The organism is Flavobacterium sp. HNIBRBA15423 (genome assembly GCF_052655965.1).
This window is the reverse complement of record NZ_CP199751.1, coordinates 3996362-4017297: the sequence shown is the minus strand read 5'-3', so window position 1 is coordinate 4017297 and position 20936 is coordinate 3996362. Positions and strand designations below refer to the sequence as shown.

Genomic DNA, 20936 nt, shown 5'->3' with positions numbered 1-20936 from the left:
ATTTCATTGGGCATAATTAGTTTTTGATGAGGTTTTTTTGTTAATACGAATTATTTTCGATAGAAAATAGTATTGAGAATAAGAAAAATTTCATTAAAAAGGTTATCGAATTATTTCGATTATCATTGGCACCTTCGAATTAACGTTTTTAATAATCACACCTAACAGGTTAAATAATATAATTATGAAAAATGTTTTAACTTTAATCATCATTACCGTTTTATTTTTTAGTTGTTCAGAAGATAGTTCAGAAGAGCCTTTAGTCCAACCTCTTCCTGTAAATTCCTCAGAAGTAAATTTGGCAATTGGAATTAAAAATGATGCCGATTTAAATTTAGTATTAAACACATTAAATGGATTGAATTTTGACATTAGACAAATGAATGGCTTTTTTTATAATTCAACTACTCCAGCAAATGAGGTTAGCAATTTAATAAATTTGTTAAATCAGAAAGCTTACATAAATACAGGTGCTTGGAGTGCAACACCTCATAGTGTTTATTTTGATCAAACAGAAAATAAAACCCGTATTTTAAATAGTTTTTTTAATATGAATGTTACAAACCAAACTGACTTAATTAATTTAATATCTTCATTAAATTTGGAAGACAGATTGAGTGAGACAAAAAACATTTGTTTAAGTGTTCCTGTTGGAACTCAAGACTATTGGAAAACTCAAATGATGACTTATCCTTTTGTAAAATGGACGGAAACATTTGACCAAGTTTGTTTATCATATGAACATGCAAATGTAATTTCGGCAAATGTTCCTACTAATGGAAATGTAAATCAGACCATTCCAATTGACATTACTTTTGGCATTTATAATGGTTGTGGTGGTTTTGGTAATATTACCGAAACAAATTCTGGAAATACTAAAACAATAACTGTTACTGCTAAATATGAAGGTTGTTTTTGTACTCAAAATATTGGAACTGTTCAAACTACTTATAATTTTACTCCTACCACTATAGGTATTCATACTATACATTTTTTGCAACCAAACGGAGATCTTTTAACGTATTCAATAAGTATTCAATAAGAAGTATTTGTCAACACACATGCTTGTTGCACAACTCCTTTAAAAGACTAAATTTTCAAGGTAATTATAAAAAATAAACCTCTTTTAATTCCAAAATTTTGGAAATTTAAAAAGAGGTTTGTCTTTTGTCCTACTTTGAGAAGTTGTGTTACAGAAACAACCATTTGGCAAAATAACGTGTTTAGCACAACTTTAAAGTTTTTACATATCTTTGAAATTCAATGTTTAACTAAAATTTTAAGTTTCCTTATTCTGCAAAAGTGGCAAATTCTGGAAATGTTAAAGTCATTCTTAAATAGTAAGCAGAAAATAAATTTGATTCAAATTAGAGCATTCATTATGATAGAAAAAAAAGATGGTTTTAAATTAATTGGGCTAAAATTAAAAGATAAAACTACAAATAAAAACGACCAATCAAGTAAAGATTGTGGTAATTTATGGCAGAAATTTGAAACGGATAAAATTTTTGACCTCATTCCAGCAAAATTATCTAATGAAATATATGCCGTTTATTTTGATTATGAAAAAGACGAAAAATCACCTTTTTCATACTTTATTGGATGCAAAGTAGATAAAGATTTGGAAACACCTAAAGAACTTGAAGAATTAATGATACCCGCTCAGGAGTATTGTAAGTTCAAAGCAAAAGGCATTATGACTAAATGTATAACTGATGCTTGGAAAGAAATCTGGAAGTCTGAAATAAAACGAAAGTTTGATTTTGATTTTGAAGTGTATGATGAAAGAAGTCAGGATTGGAGTAATGCAGAAGTGGATATTTATATTTCGGTAATTAACAAATAGCATATTGAAACTACTTGAAAAGAAACAACGAACTACTAACATTGACTTATTACAATGAGAGCTTGATGTGCAAAATAAGAACTTGACACATCTATTCAAATTCAGTTCTAATAGATAAATTAATGATTCAAACCATTTATACAATACAAAAAAACACTTAAATTCAACAATTTATGAAAAATATAATCCTTTTATTCAGTTTGTTTTTTTGTGCCTTTAGTGTTTTTGAATACAAAGATTTCAAAGTAGAGTGGGTAGAAAATCTAGTTGGAGATTTTTCATTTTCAAAGGAAAATAGTTTGCAATGTGATGCTTGGTGTTACGAGTATGCAGGAGTTTCTGAGATTGAAGCAAAACGATTAAAGAATAAAACTATTCAATGCTATACTTTTACCAATATTGCCACTCATTCTACATTGAATTTTGATATAGTGGGTGATGTTATTAGTAATGCTAGAATTGAATTAATTAGTATTGCCAGCAAAAAGTCAACCTATTTTTGTAGTGAAGGAATAATGAAGATTGATAAGCAAGCTATGAAAAGAGGTATTTTAAAAGCTGAATTTGACATGAAATTTGATCATCCAGAAAATCCAAAAAAATTAATGTTTTGGAAGGGGAAAATCTACACTAAAATTAAATAATACGTAGCATTTATTAACTGGTAAAAGCCATTGTTCTTTTTGTGGTAAAGCAAAAGTATTTTCCATAACTTTGTTTTCAGTAGCTGAAAGATTCTAGATTTTATTTCCGCAAAGAGTATCTACCAGCGAAATATAAAGCAATTAAATTATGTGTAGATATTCGATGACTTCATATAAACCTCATTATGCATGCTTCAAATGTAAAAAGACATTTAAGCGTAGACTTATGCGGGACATCATTCGAGGTAATAATGATTTGGTACAAGCAAAGTGTCCTCAATGTAGCGAACTAATGGCAAATATGGGATTAGATTTTGCATCTCCAAAAAAAGACAATAGTAAAGAATGGAATCATATTAAAGATCTTTATTCTGTTGGCATTACATTTCATTCCTGTGGTTGTAGTGGACCAGGTTATATTCCTAAAGATAAAGAAATGCTAATTGAATATTTTGAGAAAATACTAGTCGATTATGATAAACAATTAACTTTTTGGCGCAACAGGACTGAGCCACTAAACAAAAAGGAAGTACAAAGAGAAAATAGTAAAAATTGGGAAAATTTAAGTCAAATTCCATCTGACAACAGACCAAAAAAGGGAGCAATATCTAATGAGGATGCGAAAAAATATTGGATAAACAAAAAAAATGAAGTTAGGCAAAAAATAGACAAACTCAAGTTGACAAACAAAGCTAAAATCTAAAGTTGCCCAAATGGTTGATAGCAATTTGTAATAATGGTAGAGCTTGAGTTTCTCTCCTATTTTCTCTAAGAAATCAAAAAAAGAGTTTTAATTTTGGGATTATTAGTAATAAATCGTCACAGCAATTACAAGACATAACAAGTTGTAACCAATTTAAATAAAAACTCATTACTAATCATAAAAGTTATACTATGAAATTAAAACTCTTAATCATTTTCTTATTTATCAAAATAGTAGTTTTTGGACAGGAATTTGTTGTAGAAAAAATAAAATTAATTGAAACTGTTACTAATAAGACCGTTTCAGAAATTCCTAAAGTAAGAGATTTAACAAATAGAAACAATCCAGTGGTTGAAAAAATTAACTCTCAAATTCTTGATCGATTTATGATTAATAGTTTTGAACAAACTGAATTGGAAGAAGAATTTAGATGGTTTGATGTTAAATATAACTCTGAGATAAAAGAGAATATTCTTTATATTTCATTTAGTGGAGACTATTATGGTGCTTATTCCAGTTTTATTGAAGACGAATTTTATTTTAGTTTAAAATCAGGAGAATCTTTAGCATTAACTTTATTACCTTTTCAAGCTTTATTTACCTTATCGGGATATTTAGATTTTCTCAACAAATATTGGCTTGAAGGTGTAAAAGAAGAATTTATAGGTGCTATAGAATGTGCAGAATTTGAGCCCTATTGTAGCTATTATGATATTTATAGTTATACTGTTACTAACAATAAATTATCTGTTTCACTTGCAAATGATTGCTTTCCACATGTAGTTCAAGCATGCACTCCTGAATATGGAATAACAGTAGAACTTGATTCTATTAAACAATATTTAAATGAAGTAGGGAAATATGTTCTTTTGGAAAGTAATTATTTATCGAAGTCACCTATTGAAAAATTTATAGCAAATGAGACCTTAAAAGAAAAAGTTCAAAACAACTTATTTTTATTTGGAAAAATTGATAATAAATACGCCATTAGTATGGCTATTAATAGTGATAATCAAGGACAAATTTCAGGATATTATTATTATGATAAAAAGCTTCAAAAATTAAATTTGAAAGGACAAAAAAAGGGTGAAATTATAATATTGACTGAGACATTCGACAATAAAAAAACAGGAATTTTTGAACTAAAGTTTAGTAAAGATTATGATTCAAAAGGATTCTTTTTATCAGCTCCAGATGAAAATGATAAATACATAATTGGAAAATGGATGAATTATGAAAAAACAAAAAGTTTTGAAATTAAATTTACAGAAATAAAGACAAATAATAAAAACTAACGTGAACACATCTTATAGCACTAGAGAGTTTCTGAAAATTAACCAAGTATGAAGCTAAAAAAGCTAGATAAAAACGTTTCGTAATCTCGCACAACATCATGCTATAAACAGTTAGTAGAAATATTACCCAAATAAAGACGAATAGAAAGAATTAAAAATAAAGACCATAAATTATGACAGATAAAGAAATATTTTTTGCAGATGGAAATAATCCAAAAATGATTGAGGCTTTCAAAAATGCTCAAAGAACATTTAAGTATTTTTGGAGAGAGTTGTCATGGGAATACAGAAGAATAATTCCAGGGCTTAATGTGGCTTGTGTAAAAATTGCTTTTACACAAGAAACTGAAAATAAAGAAATTGTAGAACATATGTGGATTAATGATGTACAGTTTGATGGCAAAAAAGTAAAAGGAATACTAATAAATAATCCCAACGAATTGACAAATATTTCTAATGGAGATTTTGTAGAAATTCCTTTAAATCAGATAAGCGATTGGCTTTTTGCTATAGCAGAGAGTAAGCCTAAAGGAGGACTTTCAAAATTATTTTCTTCTACACCAAAACCAAGAGTTTATGGAGGTTTTACAATTCAAGCAATGCGTTCTGAAATGTCAAATCAAGAAAGAAAAGAACATGACAATGCTTGGGGTTTAAATTTTGGTGATTATAACGAAGTTTTGCTTGTGAATGAACAAAAAGAAAATCCAGAAAACTTAGTAGAGCATCCTATGAGCAAAAACATGAAAGAGAAACTTATTGAATTTCTGAAAGAAAATCCTAATGAAATAACTAATGTAGATGAAGATGGTATGACGTTATTACATAAAGAAACAATTGCAGGAAATTTGACGTCGATTGAAGTATTGCTATCAGTAGGTACAGACAAAAATAAAAAAACAAATCAAGGAGAAACCGCTTTAGACTTCGCAAAAAAAATGAATTGGGAGCATATCATACCAGTATTAGAAAAATAAATCGTACCTATCCCTTTAATGGAATGAATTAATTTTGTAAGTGTTATAAATAAAGGCAAAAGTAATGAATTTAACAGAAGTAAATAAAAATTTCAATACACAAGCTAAATGCTTGAAATTATTAGAACAAATACGTTGGGGTAAAAACGTAAAGTGTACTTTTTGCGATTCAAATAGGGTTAAATCGATAAAAAACGAGCAAGGGCGGTACTCTTGTAAAAATTGTAAAAGGTCGTTTTCCGTTATTGTTGGAACAATTTTCGAGGAAACAAGAATGCCTTTACCAAAATGGTTTCAGATTATTACTTTGATGCTTAATGCAAAAAGTAGTGTTTCTGCAAAGGAAATACAACGTAACATAGGTATTACATACAAAACAGCGTATTACGCTTGTATGAGAATCCGAATAGGTATGTTGATGCACTAAACAAATTAAAAATATAGCGTATGGAAGCTAATGAACAATCAAAACCAAAATATAGTGAATTTGAAAAAGACTTTATAAAATTCAATGAAGCAAAAAATGAATTTTTAAAAAAGCATGGTCTTGTAATAGGTGGATTTAGAACATATAAATTTAGGAGTGAAGAAATGCACAGAATAGAATTAGAAACTCTTACTGATGAAAAGGCATTAAACGAACTATATGATATGAAAAACTAAATATAATAAAGATTAACTACATCTAATGAAATTGGCTTTTCTTCTAAAGTATATAAATGTTTAGTTTCAAAAGATATTACATAGTCATCTTTAATTTTAGGGTTTTCAACAATCAAAATATCTAATATTTGGAGTTTAAATTTTGCATCTTTATGAGTTAGTAGTTTGTAATTACCATTCTCATTTGTGTATTGAGATTTAATTTTAGAAAGTTCTGATTTACATTTTTCAAATTCCATAAAGTATATATTAAATATTGAAAACAAATATAAATAAAAAACAGTCTATTCCATTAAAGGGATAGGTGCGAAATAAATAATGACTTTTAACAAAATTTGGAACACACATAAAAAACATTTACTGAATTTCATTAAAACAAAAATTAGTGATGATTTTACTGCTGCTGATATTTTGCAAGAAGTTGGTATAAAATTACATAATAGTTTAAACAAAGAAACTGATATTAAAGACTATAAAACATGGCTTTTTCAAGTTACTAGAAATACAATAGCCGATTATTATAGAAAAAACAAAAAAGAGACGGAAATTGTTTTAATTGAAGATGAAATTGCTATTAACACAAGTGCTTGTGTGTGTGATTTATCAGGCTTTATTATTCAAAATTACCTTCCAGAAAAATATAGTAAGGCTCTTTATTTGAGTGATATTGAACAAAAGTCGCAACAAGAAATTGCTGAAATATTGCACCTGAGTTTAACGGCAACAAAATCAAGAATACAAAGAGCTCGGAAAAAATTAAAAGAATTAGTGATCAATTGCATTGCTATTTCCTATAATAGCAAAGGACAAATCTCTGATTTTAATTTAAAAAAAGATTGTGAACTTCCTCAAGAATTAAAAGCTGAAATGGAAAGGATAAATTTTATTCCATAATCTTGCGTCTTTTTACTTTCTTCTAACGACTACAAGAGAAAGTAAATAAATGAAACATAAAGTAGCACCATTAGTAGTTGTACCAGTATTATTGATTTTAACAGGTACATTGAGTTATTTAACTCTTAAAAACAATTGGAATTTTGAAATAGTATCTTATTCCATTTTTTTGTTTACCCTCGTTTACATTTTAATTTTAGAGCGAATTATGCCTCTTAAAAAAGAATGGCAGCCCAATAAACAGACATTTTGGACAGATATTAAACATTTCATTTTTTCAGCTGCCTTATTTGATGCTTTTGGAAAAACACTCGCTTTATCATTGATTGTTAATATACAAAAGCATTTTTTTACCACGTCTGACTTTTGGAATACCTTGCCTTTTTTGGCAACCTATGTTATTGCCAATCTGATAGGTGAATTTTTTCCTTATTTATATCATAGAATTAGTCATAAAGGAAATACAAACTCCTTTTTGAGTCTTTTTTTATGGAAAATACATTCCATACATCATTTACCAACCAGTTTAAATTGGTTTAAAACAAATTGGATTCATCCAATCAATATGTTTTTAAATACATTTCTTAAAATTACACCAATATTGCTTTTAGGTTTTAACCAAGAAATCATTTTTTTAGTAGGAATTACACATATTGTGATTGCTTATGTTTCACATGCTAATATTGAAACTAGGAAAAGTTTTTTGGATTATTTGATTGTTACACCACAAATACATCATTTTCACCATAGTCAAAACATTGAAGAAGCAAAAAATTTTAGTACTATTTTTCCTTTTTGGGATTTATTATTTGGAACGTATTATAATAGAAAGGGAGCAGTTGAAAAGGTTGGAATTATTAAAGACAATGGAATTTATTACCCAAAGGATAAAGATTATTTTAAACAACTACTATTTCCAATAACAAGCTCTAAAAAGTGTTGCGATTAAGATAAAGCTAGTGTAAATTTATTGTATCTATAAAGACAAATCTTATTTAATAATATCTTAGACTTTCACTTTGTTGCTTTTTACAACCTCTTGTGTAGTGTATGTTGGTTAGTACTGAATTTTATTAACCCACTTCCTTCTATTTTGTTTCACAATTAGTATCTTTTATGATGTGCTAATGATTTGGTTTGGTAAATTGCTTATATAAGATTTATATCTCTGAAAAAAGCAAACAATCTTGGACTTGTAGAATTAAAAAAAAGACCTAAAATTAATTAGGTCTTTCCTTTTTGGTTTTAGATTGGTTCTAACTTTTTTTACTGAATTATTATTTTCTTTGTCATAATCTTATTTTCAGCTTTTACCAGAACCATATAAACTCCTTTTGCCAAGTTAACCGAGACTTTAATAGTTGATTCATTAGAATTCAATTCTTTTTGCATCATTTCTTGACCAATAACATTGAATAATTTTATATTTGATATGAATTTGTTTTCTGAATTATTAATTTGAAGCCAATCATTCTCGTTATTAAAAAACATTGTAAGGCCTTCAATTTGAAAATCACCATTCATTAAAGTTGGATTTTGGAAAACTATTTCAAAACGATTATCAAAAGTACCTGCTTCTACTGTTGTAGTATAATTACTAGTTTTGATATCGTGAATAATCCCTAATAAATTATCTTTTAAATAAATCTCTTTATTAACTGGAATATTCTCTAAATCTTCAATAGAAAAAGTAGCTAAACCTGTATCTCTTGTTTTAACTTGTAATGGCAAAACTACATTTGCATCTATTGAAGGAACTCCTTGTATAATGTACTTTTCTTGTCCTATTTTCCAGTTTAAATCATCAAATTGTGTATCGATATTTTTACCATCATATCGATTGTCATACTCAAAAGTGGTGTTTTCATCCACTGTGACTAATAACTGTCTATGAATACCTCCTGGCGATTGATATCCTAATCTAATTTTCATTCGATCATCGATATAATTAGAAATAGTACTATTAGTAGCTGATCTTACGAAAATTGAATTACCAGAAGTTTCGGTTACAAATTCTCTTTGTCCGTTATTAAAATGAACGATTCCATCATTAATTGCTTCGACAAAAAAGCCTTGTGCTACAGGTATTGATGGTTGTGGCAATTTAGTAGGTGTTCCCCCAGTTCCGACTAATGGATCGTTAATTCCATAAGAAGCATTTACAACTGAACCTGATAAATTTAGCAATGCATAGCCTCCTTGGTATTCTGCTAAAACATGACTTCCACCACCCCAATGTTCCCAAAATTTGAGAGTTCCTGTAATATCAGGATTATCCAAAATAAATTGTCTTGCATTAAGCGCTGAAGGATAAGGATTACCTACTAAATAAATATTATTAGAGGTTATTGGTAAATCTATATCGCCATTATTTGGTTTTCCTTCAAATACATAGTTTTGCTCTTGTTCTATATTTCCTGTATTTGGACCTTTCAGGGTAAAACTTTCACCAGCATTTAAATTACCATTATGCCTTACTTGAATCCAGTTTGCATATAATCCAGGTAGGTTAGTAAATTTCCACATCCAATATGTACTTAATGTTATTGGATTTGTAGGAGCTCCATCAGCAGCGGTATACAAAGGTTGAAAAGTAATGGATGCAGGATTATCTGGATCTGTTCCATCTCTTAATACTTCTTGAATAGTATATGTTCCATTATTAATACTTGTATTAACAGGTGTTACAGGTGAAGAAAAATAATTATAAGTAAAGTTATCCGCAGTTCCTTGTTGGTCTCTTTCTACACTTCCTGAACTCGTTACATCAAGTATACTTCCAAACGTTTGAATTAGTTGGGATTCATCTTGCAAATCAATTTTGCCATCTAGTTTTAAATACCAATTTGTAGTTAAGGCTAAGTCACCAATCATATTTAAAACATTTCCATTATCTACAATTAATCCTGAATTTTCATGACTTGAAGTGGTGTTAATATTGTTTTTTATGTGAACAATTGACCATGGTCTTGTTACTGCATCAATATCCCAATATTGTCCGTATTTCCATGTTGTAGGATTGCTCCAATCGCCATCTGAGGTAGTCTCATAAGGCAATGGTGCTGTTTGAGCATAAATATTTTTAATATTATAAAGTTTTGCTCCTGTAACCAAATCTACACCCGGATTGACTAAATCATCAACAATATCATCTTTAAAAGTATCCATTCTATAATAACGAATTAAACTTGATGCATTTAAAGAAGGAACGTTTAAAGGTATTATTGAGCCCTGAGCAAAATTTGTATTATTTAATTCTTGATACACTATTTTTTGAAGTTGATTATCACTCAACGCTTGATTAAATACTCTTACTTCATCTATTTCTCCTAAAAAGAAATTAGAATTAATAGGTGCAGGTAAACTTCCTATTCTAAATAATTTATTTGTTGAAGTATTAATAGTATTTCCTACAGATTCTGTTATTTTTAATTCTCCATTAACATATAATTTTAATAAAGAATTAGTGCCATCAAATACTCCTGCAATATGAACCCATTTATTGGTTGGTAGTATATTTATAGCTCCAGATAGGGTATAATTTGCTCCATTAAGACTAGCTCCTAATATTTTTGTGTTTGATATTTTTAAATAAAAATTTTCTTGACCAACTACAACTCCCTCGTTACTAAAAGTAGAATCTAATTTTATCCAAGCCATAATTGTAGCTTGATTTAAACCTAATATAATATCCCCAGAATCTTCTACATAATCATTTCTTCCATCAAAATATAATGAAAATTTATCATTAAGATCTCTTGGAGAGCCATAATGTAAGTCATCGGTATCAAAAACATCCATGATACCATCACTGTCTGCATCCAAGGTATCGTCAATTACACCATCATTATTGGCATCTAAACTACTATAATATGTGGTATCAATGTCATAAACTCCCGTGATGTTATTATAAACGTCTAGATAATCGGGCATACCATCACCATCAGTGTCTATAGCTCCCAAATAGCCGTTTGTACCAAAATCATTACAATCAGAGTCATTATCATTTGAATCTGCAATATGCAAAATCCCATCACCGTCTAATTCATCATTGCATATTCCAGAGTTAATATCGTTTCCATCACCTATTCCATTACCTGTTATGTCTAAATCACCTAATCCATCAAATTCTAAAACATCAAAGATTCCGTCATTGTCTGAATCTAAATCAAGGTGATTTGGTACTCCATCACCATCGAAATCATTCGGAGTAAAACCTTCAAATGCATCATGCATTCCATTGCTGTTTGCATCAATCCAAGTTGGTCCAGCTGTTGTTGAATCTTGATCTGGATCTGGATTTGGAATCATAGCCGCTTCAACAATATTAGGAATTCCATCATTATCATTATCTAAGTCAAAAATATCGGCAACTCCATCACCATCAGTATCGCAGAGTGTTTGAGTTATTCTAATATCATCTAATGCCAAATCATTTCCATTTCCACCTGGTGCATTGTTTACAAATTGAATAACAAACTCATTTACAGGCAAAATTATTGAAGTTAAAAATTGTTGCCATTCAGATTGCAAACAAGTATTTCCTGCTGCAGTACATCTTGAAATATCACCCGTATTATAGGTAGCAAGTAAAGCGCTATAATCTGTAGAATAAAAATTTACTGTAATGTTAGGTAAAATTCTAGGCAATGCGCTTGCTGAGAAATTAGCATCCAAATTATCGATATTTAATGCCCAAAAACTATAAGTGATAGGTACTCCAGGTAATATACCTGTAATTTGAGTTTCATAAAATACTCCAGGTGTATAAGAAGCATTAAAAATAGCCATTCGACCATTAGTGTCTCCAGGTGTATGATCATTTGTGGTCGTCCAAGCTCCATCTGCCCAAAAAGCTAAATCAGTTCCTGTATTTGATACGTCATTTGGAGCTACACCATTAGAAATTGAATAGTGAACAGTGTATTTTCCATCACCCAAATTAGAATCTGAATCACATTCATCAACAGCCATAGCTGTCGTACCATCTTCAAAACAATAAGTTGTATTAACACCTGGAGTTCTATCGTCAATTCGAGCTCTATTCAGTCCACTTCCAAAATCTTCAAACAAAAATAAAGTTTCAACCACTACAGCTAATGAATTAGATAAACAATTTGTTTGTTCATTAGAATCGGCTATTCCATCATTATCATCATCTATATCTACATTATCAGTAACACCATCGCCATCAGTATCAAGGTAAGTTTGTGAACCTTCAGCTTCAATTAAAAATGTAAAAGGGTTTTCGTTTGGATCATCACTTACAATAACAATAGTTGCATTAAAAGCACCTATTGTAGCTGGATCAAATGCAATTGTAAATGTAGTCGAATTGCCTGAAGTAAGTATTGTATTCGGAGCAGGCTGACTTATAATTGTAAATGCAGAACTTGAACCAACTAAAAAAGAAACGGGAACATTACCCAAAGTTAAATCTAATAAACCATTATTTTCTATAGTAAATGTTCTTAGTTTTGTTCCTGAATTAATGTCTTGTATACCAAAATTGGTAAAATTAGTTACTTGAGTAGTTGTAGAACCATTTATAATTGTATTTAAATTACCAGTAATTTTTATATTTTGGACAGTCGTTGGAATTTCAGAAATTATAATTTCATAATCTTCAAATTCTTCTGGTTGCCCATCACTATTACCACAAGGATTGTTAGAAGACCAATATCTTCGAGTACCAACTCTCATTATTGTATTGCCTTCAAGTGCAGATGCAGATACAGTAAAATTTATTGGTAAAAAAGGATATGTAGCTACTTCTCCATTTGAATCATAAATTTTTTCATCAACATCAGAAAAGTCTCCATCATGATTATAGTCTATATATGCCGCCCATCCTGAGTGGTGATTGGAACTATTAAGAGATGGATTACCTGTGATAGTAAGAGGATAAGTAGAACCAATATATAAGTCTGCTGCGGGTATATTTGTATAATTTGCATAACCTCCATCATCTCCTGATGTGTTATTTATTGTTGTAGTTTCACCTATTAAATTAACATTAGAAATAAAATGTGTACCTTGTGATTGATTGATTGGAACACAGGCACCAAGTCCTACAGTAATATAAACTGTTGAAGTAACACAATCTCCAGCGGCATCACAAATTGAGTAGTTAAAATTATCTGTTCCAATATAATCAGCTAAAGGAATATATTGGAAAACACCATCAGAAATTTCTGAAACTGTTCCACCCTGCGTTGTTGTTAAAGGAGATGGAATGGTTGTGTAATCATCACCATCTGAACCATCTGAACCAATTACATCATTTAATGAAACATTTATTTGGTTTGATATTCCTGATGTACTATTTGCAATTACAGATAAGTAATCACTCATTGCAATAGGATTAGTAGGAGCCACAATAGTAACAGTATAATCTTCTGTTTCTCCAAAATTAGTTCCATCTATAGCGCAATGATGAGGAATGTACCAATTCACCATGTTTATTCTTAATCTTTTACTACCTAAACTTACACCCACAGGAACTGTAAAGGTGTAATTCACTACTGAATCTGTAGTTGTACTAATTGTTCCTATTTGTTCATTTGCATCATCAAAATCACCATCATTATTATAATCAATCCAAATTCCATAACCTGCTGAACGCCATGAATCAACTCTAAAAGAATGAATTGAAATTGTGTAAGTAGTTCCTTGAGTCAAACTAGTGTTGTTTACTGTTAAGTCTGAATAACTATTTGATGGACTCACAAAAGTTTGACTTACATCTAAAGAGTTCAGTTGAACTCTACTGATGTATAATTGTGACGGGTCGGCAAAATTTGGTGTACAATATTGAGAATGTCCCAATAGCGAATAAAGAAAAGAAAAAAGAAAAATTAATTTAACCTTATTTTGAAATAGCATAATTGTAATTTTTGGCAAAACTAATAAGAAGCGTCTTACATAAAAATTAAATAATAGACAAAAATATTGCAGTGATTAAATAATATATTATTTTGATAAAATAATACAATTAAAGATTTGGTTTTTTTTGAATATATTTAAAAAATAAGCTTTAATTTATTAAATCAAATGAATTATGTTTAATAAATTATATTAAAAACACCCAAGTTAATAAAGTAATGATTTTTTTATTGATTACGAATCATAGTATAATTATGAACAATTTTCTTTATAATAGCTAAATTTTTTATTCCTAAAAAAAGTAATTAATCAAAAATTTGTGTCAAAATCTCTATAGATTTTATTTTTTTACTGTTTTCAATATTAAAGCTATAATAATCAATTAGAATTTTTAAGAGTTGTCTTCTTTGAGAAGAAGAAAAAAGTTTTTCTGTAGAATTAATGTTTACATCTAATAATTTTTTTAAAAGCTCAGATTCTTCAATCGTTAAGGAGTTTAATGATTGAAATTCAGAAAAAACACCTTCACTAATATTAAAATATTTTTTATCAGATAGATTCTCTTGAGGATAAAAACCAAGGTATTTAGTAAGCTGTAATAATAAAATTAGATGAAAATTAAACACTTTATCTTGTGTATCAAACCATTGCAAAGCACTTTCTAAATAATCAAATAATTGTTCGTCTTTACCTTCTTCCTTAATAGTATTATGAAGTATTTCAGACAAAAAAAGCACTATTGATGATTTTATAATATCTAGATATATACTTTGATATGGGTAATATATTTTTACTTCCTTTATTCTCTGTAAATTGCTCTTATTATTATGATAAGCTTCAATCTCAATTTGATTCAATGGTTGAAAAAAAACTTTTTTTTGCTTATTATTTTTCCCTGTAAAAGCATTGTGTATAAAATAAGTTTGAATTCCGTCTAATCTAGTTAAACATTTAACAATTAGACTTTTTTCATTATATTTTAAAGAAGAGATAACAATTGCTTTCGTTTTTATTAACATTATCTAACAATCATTATTTTTTTCACTGTTGAGTCTAAGCCATCTTGAGAAGCAACAAAAACCATATAAACTCCAGAAGCTACTTTGTAATTACCAAAAGCTGAAGTATCCCATTCTATTGTTCCTCCTTCAGAAGTTGTTTCAAAGACTAGATTTCCTTCAATATCTGTTATTTTTACATTTGCTTTATCAGTAAGTCCTGCAATTTTTACTGTTCCGAAAAACTCAGGTCTAACAGGGTTTGGATACACATAAACATTAGTTAAATCATCACTTGATTTTGTTGATACTCCTAAGAAAGAAACCAATCCTTTATCAGTAGCAAAAAACACTTCACCAGTTACATCATCAATCTCAATGTCATTGACATTATTACTTGGTAAAGGAGAATTATTTTTGGTAAACCTATAAATTGTTTGTTGACCATTTGGAGAAACTAAGAAAACACCAGCATCAGCAAGAGACACCCATTTTCTATTTGCGCCATCAACTTTAATATCTAAAATAGATTGTTGATAGAAAAGTTCTTGTGCTAAATCTCCTTCTTGAATAATTATTGAAGTCGTTGTAAGTTCATTTTCTGAGATAAATCTATCTACACTTGAAAGAATTCTTAGCCCTTTAAAAGTACCTATCCATAATTGATTTCTATTATCTATAGCTACACAATTAACTACTCGATCAGGAAGATTACCATTTTCAAAATTAATAACTATAAATTTATTATTTAACTGATCGTTAAATGCTATTATTCCTTCATTATAAGCAGGTATCCATTTTGTGTTGTTTTTATCAATTGCCATTGATCCGTATCTACCAGAAGAATAAGTTGGAGAAATACCATCTAAACTATATGATTGCCATTGCCCATTAGCTCTTAAAACTTTTATAGCCCTCTCAACAAAGGCATTTGTAACCCATAGATTATTATCTTTATCAAAAGTAGGGCTATTAATTCTTATGTCTATATAAGTTGGATCTGGAGGTGATAGAATTAAAGATTCTAATCCATTTGGTCCAGTATTTGTATTATTTAAAATTGTCTTATCTGAACCCTCAAACTTTAATAATCCAGAAAAATAGGAACTAAAATAAACTTGATTTTGATTGGTAGGATTAATAGCTAAATCAGAAATTGACTTTGCTCCTAATAAATCTTCATAAGGGATATTTTCCCAACCATTATTTGTAGAAAAATTACTTACAGGCAAATCATCTAAAGGGTAAGGATTATATTCTTTAGAATAGTCTCCATATACTGCCCATAAAAGATTGGGCGCTTTTTTCACTCTAAAGACATTATTTCTAAATGGTCCGTCTGGTGATATATTTTCAAAAACAAAAGGATTGGTTAAAGAAGTAAAAAAAAGTCCGTTTTTTTCTGTTCCAATAAAAATTTGACCATTCACAACATTTGCTGCTGAAAAATTAACATTAAAATCAGGAATATTCGTAATATGTGCAATTTGATTAAATTGATTATCCAATACAAATACATGGTTTTGAGTAGTTACAATAAGTTCGCTACCATTAGTTTTTATTTTCCTTCCAAATTGACTGTGATTTAAAATAAGTTGAAACGAACCATTAAATCGATAAGTATTATTATCGGTATTCATGGCTACAATTTGATTATTTAAGGTGACTATTCCTAACCAATATCCAGAATCAAAAGTTTGCCATTGACTATAATCATATAAAAAAGGATTTGATAAATCCCCTTTTCTAATTCCATTCTGTCTTGTAACTGCATATATTTCATCATTCAAGACTGTAGTTTGAAGAACTTCTAATTCTTCTCCTGAAGTTCCAATAAAATATGTTGTAATAAATTCAGTAGTTGAAAGATCTAAAACAGAAATTCCATAATCTGTAGCAATATATAATCTACCATTGTGTTCATATAAATCATTTATTTTCTTTTTATTAGGAGCAACTGGAACTTCTTCAATAATATCTACTTTTGTAATAACGCTACCATCATTATTTACAATCAAAAGTAATCCATCTTTATTACCTGCTATTGTTTTTTTGAAGCTTTCAGAATAATGAATCGCTGTTATCGTAGTTGGCTTAAACCCATTTATTGAATTTAAAATAGTTAAATCTTGCTCATTTGTTTTCTTAGTAAAAATACAATTTTCAGTTGCAGCCAAAACTGAAGTTGAAGAAGTTTCAACATCAACAATTTCATTATAGGAAAAATATCCTTTCCACAGTAAATTACCCTGAGATAAAATAGTTTGGCTAATAAATAATAAAAAAAGAAAAAATTTAAATTTCATTATTATAATTTTTACAAATATACTATAAACGTAGAATATAAACTTTAGGTATAAATTTTACAAAAAAAAGGCTCACAAAAAAATTGTAAGCCTTCTTCTATTTTTTTATAAAAAGTATTAAACAACGCCTTGACCTAACATTGCATCTGCTACTTTTACAAATCCCGCAATATTAGCTCCTTTCACGTAATCAATATACCCATCAGCATTTTTACCATACTTAACACATGATTCATGAATATCTGACATTATACGTTTTAATTTCTCATCTACTTCTTCACTAGTCCAACTTAAACGCAATGAATTTTGTGACATTTCTAAACCAGAAGTTGCAACTCCTCCTGCATTTGATGCTTTTCCAGGTGCAAATAATATTTTTGCTGCATGGAAAACTTCAATTGCTTCTGGTGTAGAAGGCATATTTGCTCCTTCAGCCACACAAATACATCCATTTGCAACTAAAACTTTAGCTTCTTCACCATTTAACTCATTTTGAGTTGCACATGGTAAAGCAACATCGCATTTCACTTCCCATGGACGTTTTCCCTCAACAAATTTTGCGTTTGGATATTTAGTTAAATAATCGCTAATACGACCATAATTAACATTCTTTATCTCCATTATGTAAGCTAATTTTTCAGCATCAATACCAGCTTCATCATAAATATATCCAGAAGAATCTGAAGCTGTTACAACTTTTCCTCCTAATTGAGTTGCTTTTTCAATAGCATATTGTGCAACATTTCCTGATCCAGAAACTACAACAGTCTTTCCTGAAAAACTTTCTCCTTTAGTTGCTAACATACTTTGTGCAAAATACACATCACCATATCCTGTTGCTTCTGGACGAATTAATGAACCTCCAAAAGTAATTCCTTTACCAGTCAAAACTCCAGTAAATTCATTTCTTAATCTTTTGTATTGTCCAAACATATAACCCACTTCTCTTCCTCCTACACCTATATCTCCAGCAGGAACATCTGTATCAGCACCTATATGCTTTGATAATTCAGTCATAAAAGCTTGACAAAAACGCATGATTTCAACATCAGATTTGCCTTTAGGATCAAAATCAGATCCTCCTTTTCCTCCACCCATTGGTAAAGTTGTCAAAGAATTTTTAAATACTTGCTCAAAAGCTAAGAATTTCAAAATACTTAAATTTACAGAAGGATGAAAACGCAATCCACCTTTATATGGACCAATAGCTGAGTTCATTTGAATTCTATACCCTCTATTGACTTGTGTTTTGCCAGCATCATCAATCCATGCTATTCTAAACATTATCACTCGTTCTGGCTCAACCATTCTTTCCAAAAGCATTTTGCCTTGGTATTTTTTATTTTCTTCGATAAAAGGGATAACAGTTTCTGCTACCTCCTTAACTGCCTGCATAAATTCAGGCTCGTTTGGGTTTCTTTTAGCTACAGCTTCAATAAAAGATGATACACTTTCTTTCATGATTTTTGGGTTTAATTTGTAATAAATTTAGTTTACATTTTCCTCTTAAGAAAACGTTTTCGTTACTGCGCTGCAAATATACATTTTATTAAATCATGTAGTGTTCAAATTCATAAAAAAAACATTTTCTAAGACCCTTTTTAAGAAAATTTTATCTAAAAAAAAGAAAAAAATTTTTACCTGTCTTTAGTTTTTATATATTTGTCTACAAATGTAATTCTTTAAAGATGCCTAAAATACTAAAAAACCTACTGTTTTTAACTGTTTTTATACCATTTTATGGAAACTCACAGTTAGGATTTTCTCACGAAATTGGAGCTTTTGTTGGTGGTGTTGCCTTTCAATCTGATTTTGGAGTTAGACATGATTTTGATACAAACAAAGGGAATACAGGATTTGCTCTTGGTATAGTTCATTACCTAAATTTTGCTTATAGAGCAGAATGTAATTGCTATACACCGGACAGTTATTTTAACGACCATTTTAAACTTCGTTCAGAATTATCTTTTAACAGCACCAAACTAGAGCACTTTGGAGAATTTGCTGAGAAAAATTCTACTTATGGTAAGCAATTAAAAGCAATGAAAGGTGAAGCTAAAGTAACTGACATTGGTATGCAATTAGAATATTATCCATGGAGTATTAGACAATTTACTGGAAGTACTTCTGGATCTTGGGCTCCATTTGTTGGCTTAGGAGCACATTTTTCTTTCTTTCAAAATAATACTTATTCGGAACTTGGACCATTAGGCACATTAGCGACAACCTATCCAGATTATTTACCCGATGGCTATTCTTCAGAAGGAGGAAATGCTTTTTCTGTTGTTTCTAGTGTAGGTACAAGATATAAATTAACCCCTTTATCAGATTTATTTGTAGAATTAAGATGGCAATATTACTTTTCTGATTGGGTAGATGGTTTAAGAAAAAATCCAGATATTTATAAAGAAAACAAATCAAACGATTGGAATCTTTGGTTAAATTTTGGTTATATTTATTATTTAGATTAATAAAATAAAAACATTATATAATAAATAAAATGCCTTGAAAATTTCAAGGCATTTTTTATTTTGTTCAAATAAATATTCAATTATTTAAGTGCTTGTTCTAAATCAGCTAATAAATCATCTATATCTTCTACTCCAACACTTAAACGAACTAAATCATCTGTTATGCCTATTTCTGCTCTTTTTTCAGCCGGAACAGAAGCATGTGTCATAGTTGTTGGATGATTTGCAAGCGATTCCACACCACCTAAAGATTCAGCCAAAGTAAACACTTTTACTTTTTCTAAAAATTTTACAGCATCTTCCATTTTACCTGAATTGAATGTAAAAGTTACCATTCCACCAAAACCACCAATCATTTGTTTTTTGGCTATATCATGATTTGGATGACTTTCTAATCCTGGATAATATACTCTTTTTACAGCAGCATGATTCTTTAGAAATTCGGCTACTTTTGCACCATTTTCACAATGACGTTGAACACGTAAATGCAATGTCTTTATTCCTCTTAATACTAAATAACTATCCATTGGCCCTAATGTTCCCCCAGTTGCAAATTGAGCAAAATGCAATTTCTCACCTAACTCTTTGTCTTTAACAATCAAAGCCCCTGCAATAACATCAGAATGTCCTCCTAAATATTTTGTAGCTGAGTGCATCACTATATCTGCTCCTAAATCCAAAGGTTTTTGTAAATAAGGTGTTGCAAATGTATTATCTACCGCAAATAATAAATTATGTTTTTTAGTGATTTTTGCTATTTCTGCAATATCCGCTAATTTCATTAATGGATTTGTTGGTGTTTCAACCCAAATTAATTTTGTGTTTTTATTGATTAAAGATTCTAATTTCTCTAAATCTGTCATATCCACAAAATGGAATTTGATGCCAAAATCTTGATAGATACGGGCAAACATTCTATAAGTTCCTCCATATAAATCATCCATAGCGATTACTTCATCACCAGGTTTTAAAATCTTCATAACCGAATCAGTTGCTGCTAATCCAGATGCAAATGCTAAGCCTCTTGTTCCGTTTTCTATACTTGCCAAAGCGTCTTCTAAGGCTGTTCTTGTAGGGTTTGCCGCTCTACTATATTCATAATCACCAACTGGTTTTCCAGGAGACGTTTGTGCAAATGTTGATGTTTGAAATACAGGAGGCATAACTGAACCTGTAACTTTTTCATGATGTTGACCACCATGTATCGTTTTTGTATTGAATTTCATCTTCTTTTATTTTTTGTAAAGATACAAT

17 protein-coding genes are annotated in these 20936 nt (G+C 29.5%); 11 read left to right on the top strand and 6 right to left on the bottom strand.

Annotation, left to right across the window (positions count from 1 at the left end; genetic code table 11):
- The first annotated feature begins 184 nt into the window (after positions 1–184).
- The 8 genes from ACULEV_RS17845 (at position 185) to ACULEV_RS17810 (ending at position 6128) form a co-directional block, all read left to right on the top strand.
- Positions 185–1042, top strand: a complete 858-nt coding sequence (locus ACULEV_RS17845) for a hypothetical protein (RefSeq protein ID WP_445456405.1) — start codon at positions 185–187, stop codon at positions 1040–1042.
- 339 nt (positions 1043–1381) lie between these two features.
- Positions 1382–1846, top strand: a complete 465-nt coding sequence (locus ACULEV_RS17840; RefSeq protein WP_445456404.1) for a GyrI-like domain-containing protein — start codon at positions 1382–1384, stop codon at positions 1844–1846.
- Positions 1847–2019: 173 nt separating this feature from the next.
- Positions 2020–2490, top strand: coding sequence for a hypothetical protein (locus ACULEV_RS17835; RefSeq protein ID WP_445456403.1), 471 nt, complete (start codon positions 2020–2022; stop codon positions 2488–2490).
- 226 nt (positions 2491–2716) lie between these two features.
- Positions 2717–3193 carry a hypothetical protein gene (locus ACULEV_RS17830; protein ID WP_445456402.1) on the top strand — a complete coding sequence of 159 codons (477 nt, stop codon included), beginning with the start codon at positions 2717–2719 and terminating at the stop codon, positions 3191–3193.
- A 191-nt stretch (positions 3194–3384) separates the two neighbouring features.
- On the top strand, positions 3385–4488 hold the full coding sequence (locus ACULEV_RS17825) for a hypothetical protein (protein WP_445456401.1): 1104 nt from the start codon (positions 3385–3387) through the stop codon (positions 4486–4488).
- A 173-nt stretch (positions 4489–4661) separates the two neighbouring features.
- A complete protein-coding gene (locus ACULEV_RS17820) occupies positions 4662–5465 on the top strand; it encodes a DUF2314 domain-containing protein (RefSeq protein WP_445456400.1) in 804 nt (267 codons plus the stop codon).
- 64 nt (positions 5466–5529) lie between these two features.
- On the top strand, positions 5530–5892 hold the full coding sequence (locus tag ACULEV_RS17815) for a transposase (RefSeq protein WP_445456399.1): 363 nt from the start codon (positions 5530–5532) through the stop codon (positions 5890–5892).
- Between the two features lie 20 nt (positions 5893–5912).
- A complete protein-coding gene (locus tag ACULEV_RS17810) occupies positions 5913–6128 on the top strand; it encodes a hypothetical protein (protein ID WP_445456398.1) in 216 nt (71 codons plus the stop codon).
- Here ACULEV_RS17810 and ACULEV_RS17805 read toward each other — a convergent pair.
- Positions 6125–6367 carry a hypothetical protein gene (locus ACULEV_RS17805; protein ID WP_445456397.1) on the bottom strand — a complete coding sequence of 81 codons (243 nt, stop codon included), beginning with the start codon at positions 6365–6367 and terminating at the stop codon, positions 6125–6127. The two genes, ACULEV_RS17810 and ACULEV_RS17805, sit on opposite strands and share 4 nt — an antisense overlap.
- A gap of 79 nt (positions 6368–6446) precedes the next feature.
- On the opposite strand from ACULEV_RS17805, the gene ACULEV_RS17800 reads away from it, so the two are divergent.
- Positions 6447–7022, top strand: coding sequence for a sigma-70 family RNA polymerase sigma factor (locus ACULEV_RS17800; RefSeq protein WP_445456396.1), 576 nt, complete (start codon positions 6447–6449; stop codon positions 7020–7022).
- Between the two features lie 49 nt (positions 7023–7071).
- Positions 7072–7971 carry a sterol desaturase family protein gene (locus ACULEV_RS17795; protein ID WP_445456395.1) on the top strand — a complete coding sequence of 300 codons (900 nt, stop codon included), beginning with the start codon at positions 7072–7074 and terminating at the stop codon, positions 7969–7971.
- A gap of 317 nt (positions 7972–8288) precedes the next feature.
- On the opposite strand, the gene ACULEV_RS17790 is transcribed toward ACULEV_RS17795, so the two are convergent.
- The 4 genes from ACULEV_RS17790 to gdhA form a co-directional block, all read right to left on the bottom strand.
- Positions 8289–13907, bottom strand: coding sequence for a GEVED domain-containing protein (locus ACULEV_RS17790; protein WP_445456394.1), 5619 nt, complete (start codon positions 13905–13907; stop codon positions 8289–8291).
- A 305-nt stretch (positions 13908–14212) separates the two neighbouring features.
- Positions 14213–14926: a DNA repair protein RecO gene (gene recO, locus ACULEV_RS17785; protein ID WP_445456393.1), complete on the bottom strand. Its 714-nt coding sequence runs from the start codon at positions 14924–14926 to the stop codon at positions 14213–14215.
- Entirely contained in the window at positions 14926–17211 is a 2286-nt protein-coding gene (gene porZ, locus ACULEV_RS17780; protein ID WP_445456392.1) for a type IX secretion system anionic LPS delivery protein PorZ, read from the bottom strand. Before porZ ends, recO begins: the two co-directional genes overlap by 1 nt.
- A 117-nt stretch (positions 17212–17328) precedes the next feature.
- The gene (gdhA, locus tag ACULEV_RS17775) at positions 17329–18672 is read right to left on the bottom strand and encodes an NADP-specific glutamate dehydrogenase (RefSeq protein WP_445456391.1); all 1344 of its coding nucleotides are present in this window, start codon (positions 18670–18672) and stop codon (positions 17329–17331) included.
- 227 nt (positions 18673–18899) lie between these two features.
- On the opposite strand from gdhA, the gene ACULEV_RS17770 reads away from it, so the two are divergent.
- Positions 18900–19682, top strand: a complete 783-nt coding sequence (locus tag ACULEV_RS17770) for a THC0290_0291 family protein (RefSeq protein ID WP_445456390.1) — start codon at positions 18900–18902, stop codon at positions 19680–19682.
- Between the two features lie 80 nt (positions 19683–19762).
- Here the strand turns inward: ACULEV_RS17770 and ACULEV_RS17765 are convergent, their stop codons facing one another.
- Entirely contained in the window at positions 19763–20908 is a 1146-nt protein-coding gene (locus tag ACULEV_RS17765) for a cystathionine gamma-synthase (protein WP_445456389.1), read from the bottom strand.
- Positions 20909–20936: the final 28 nt, after the last annotated feature.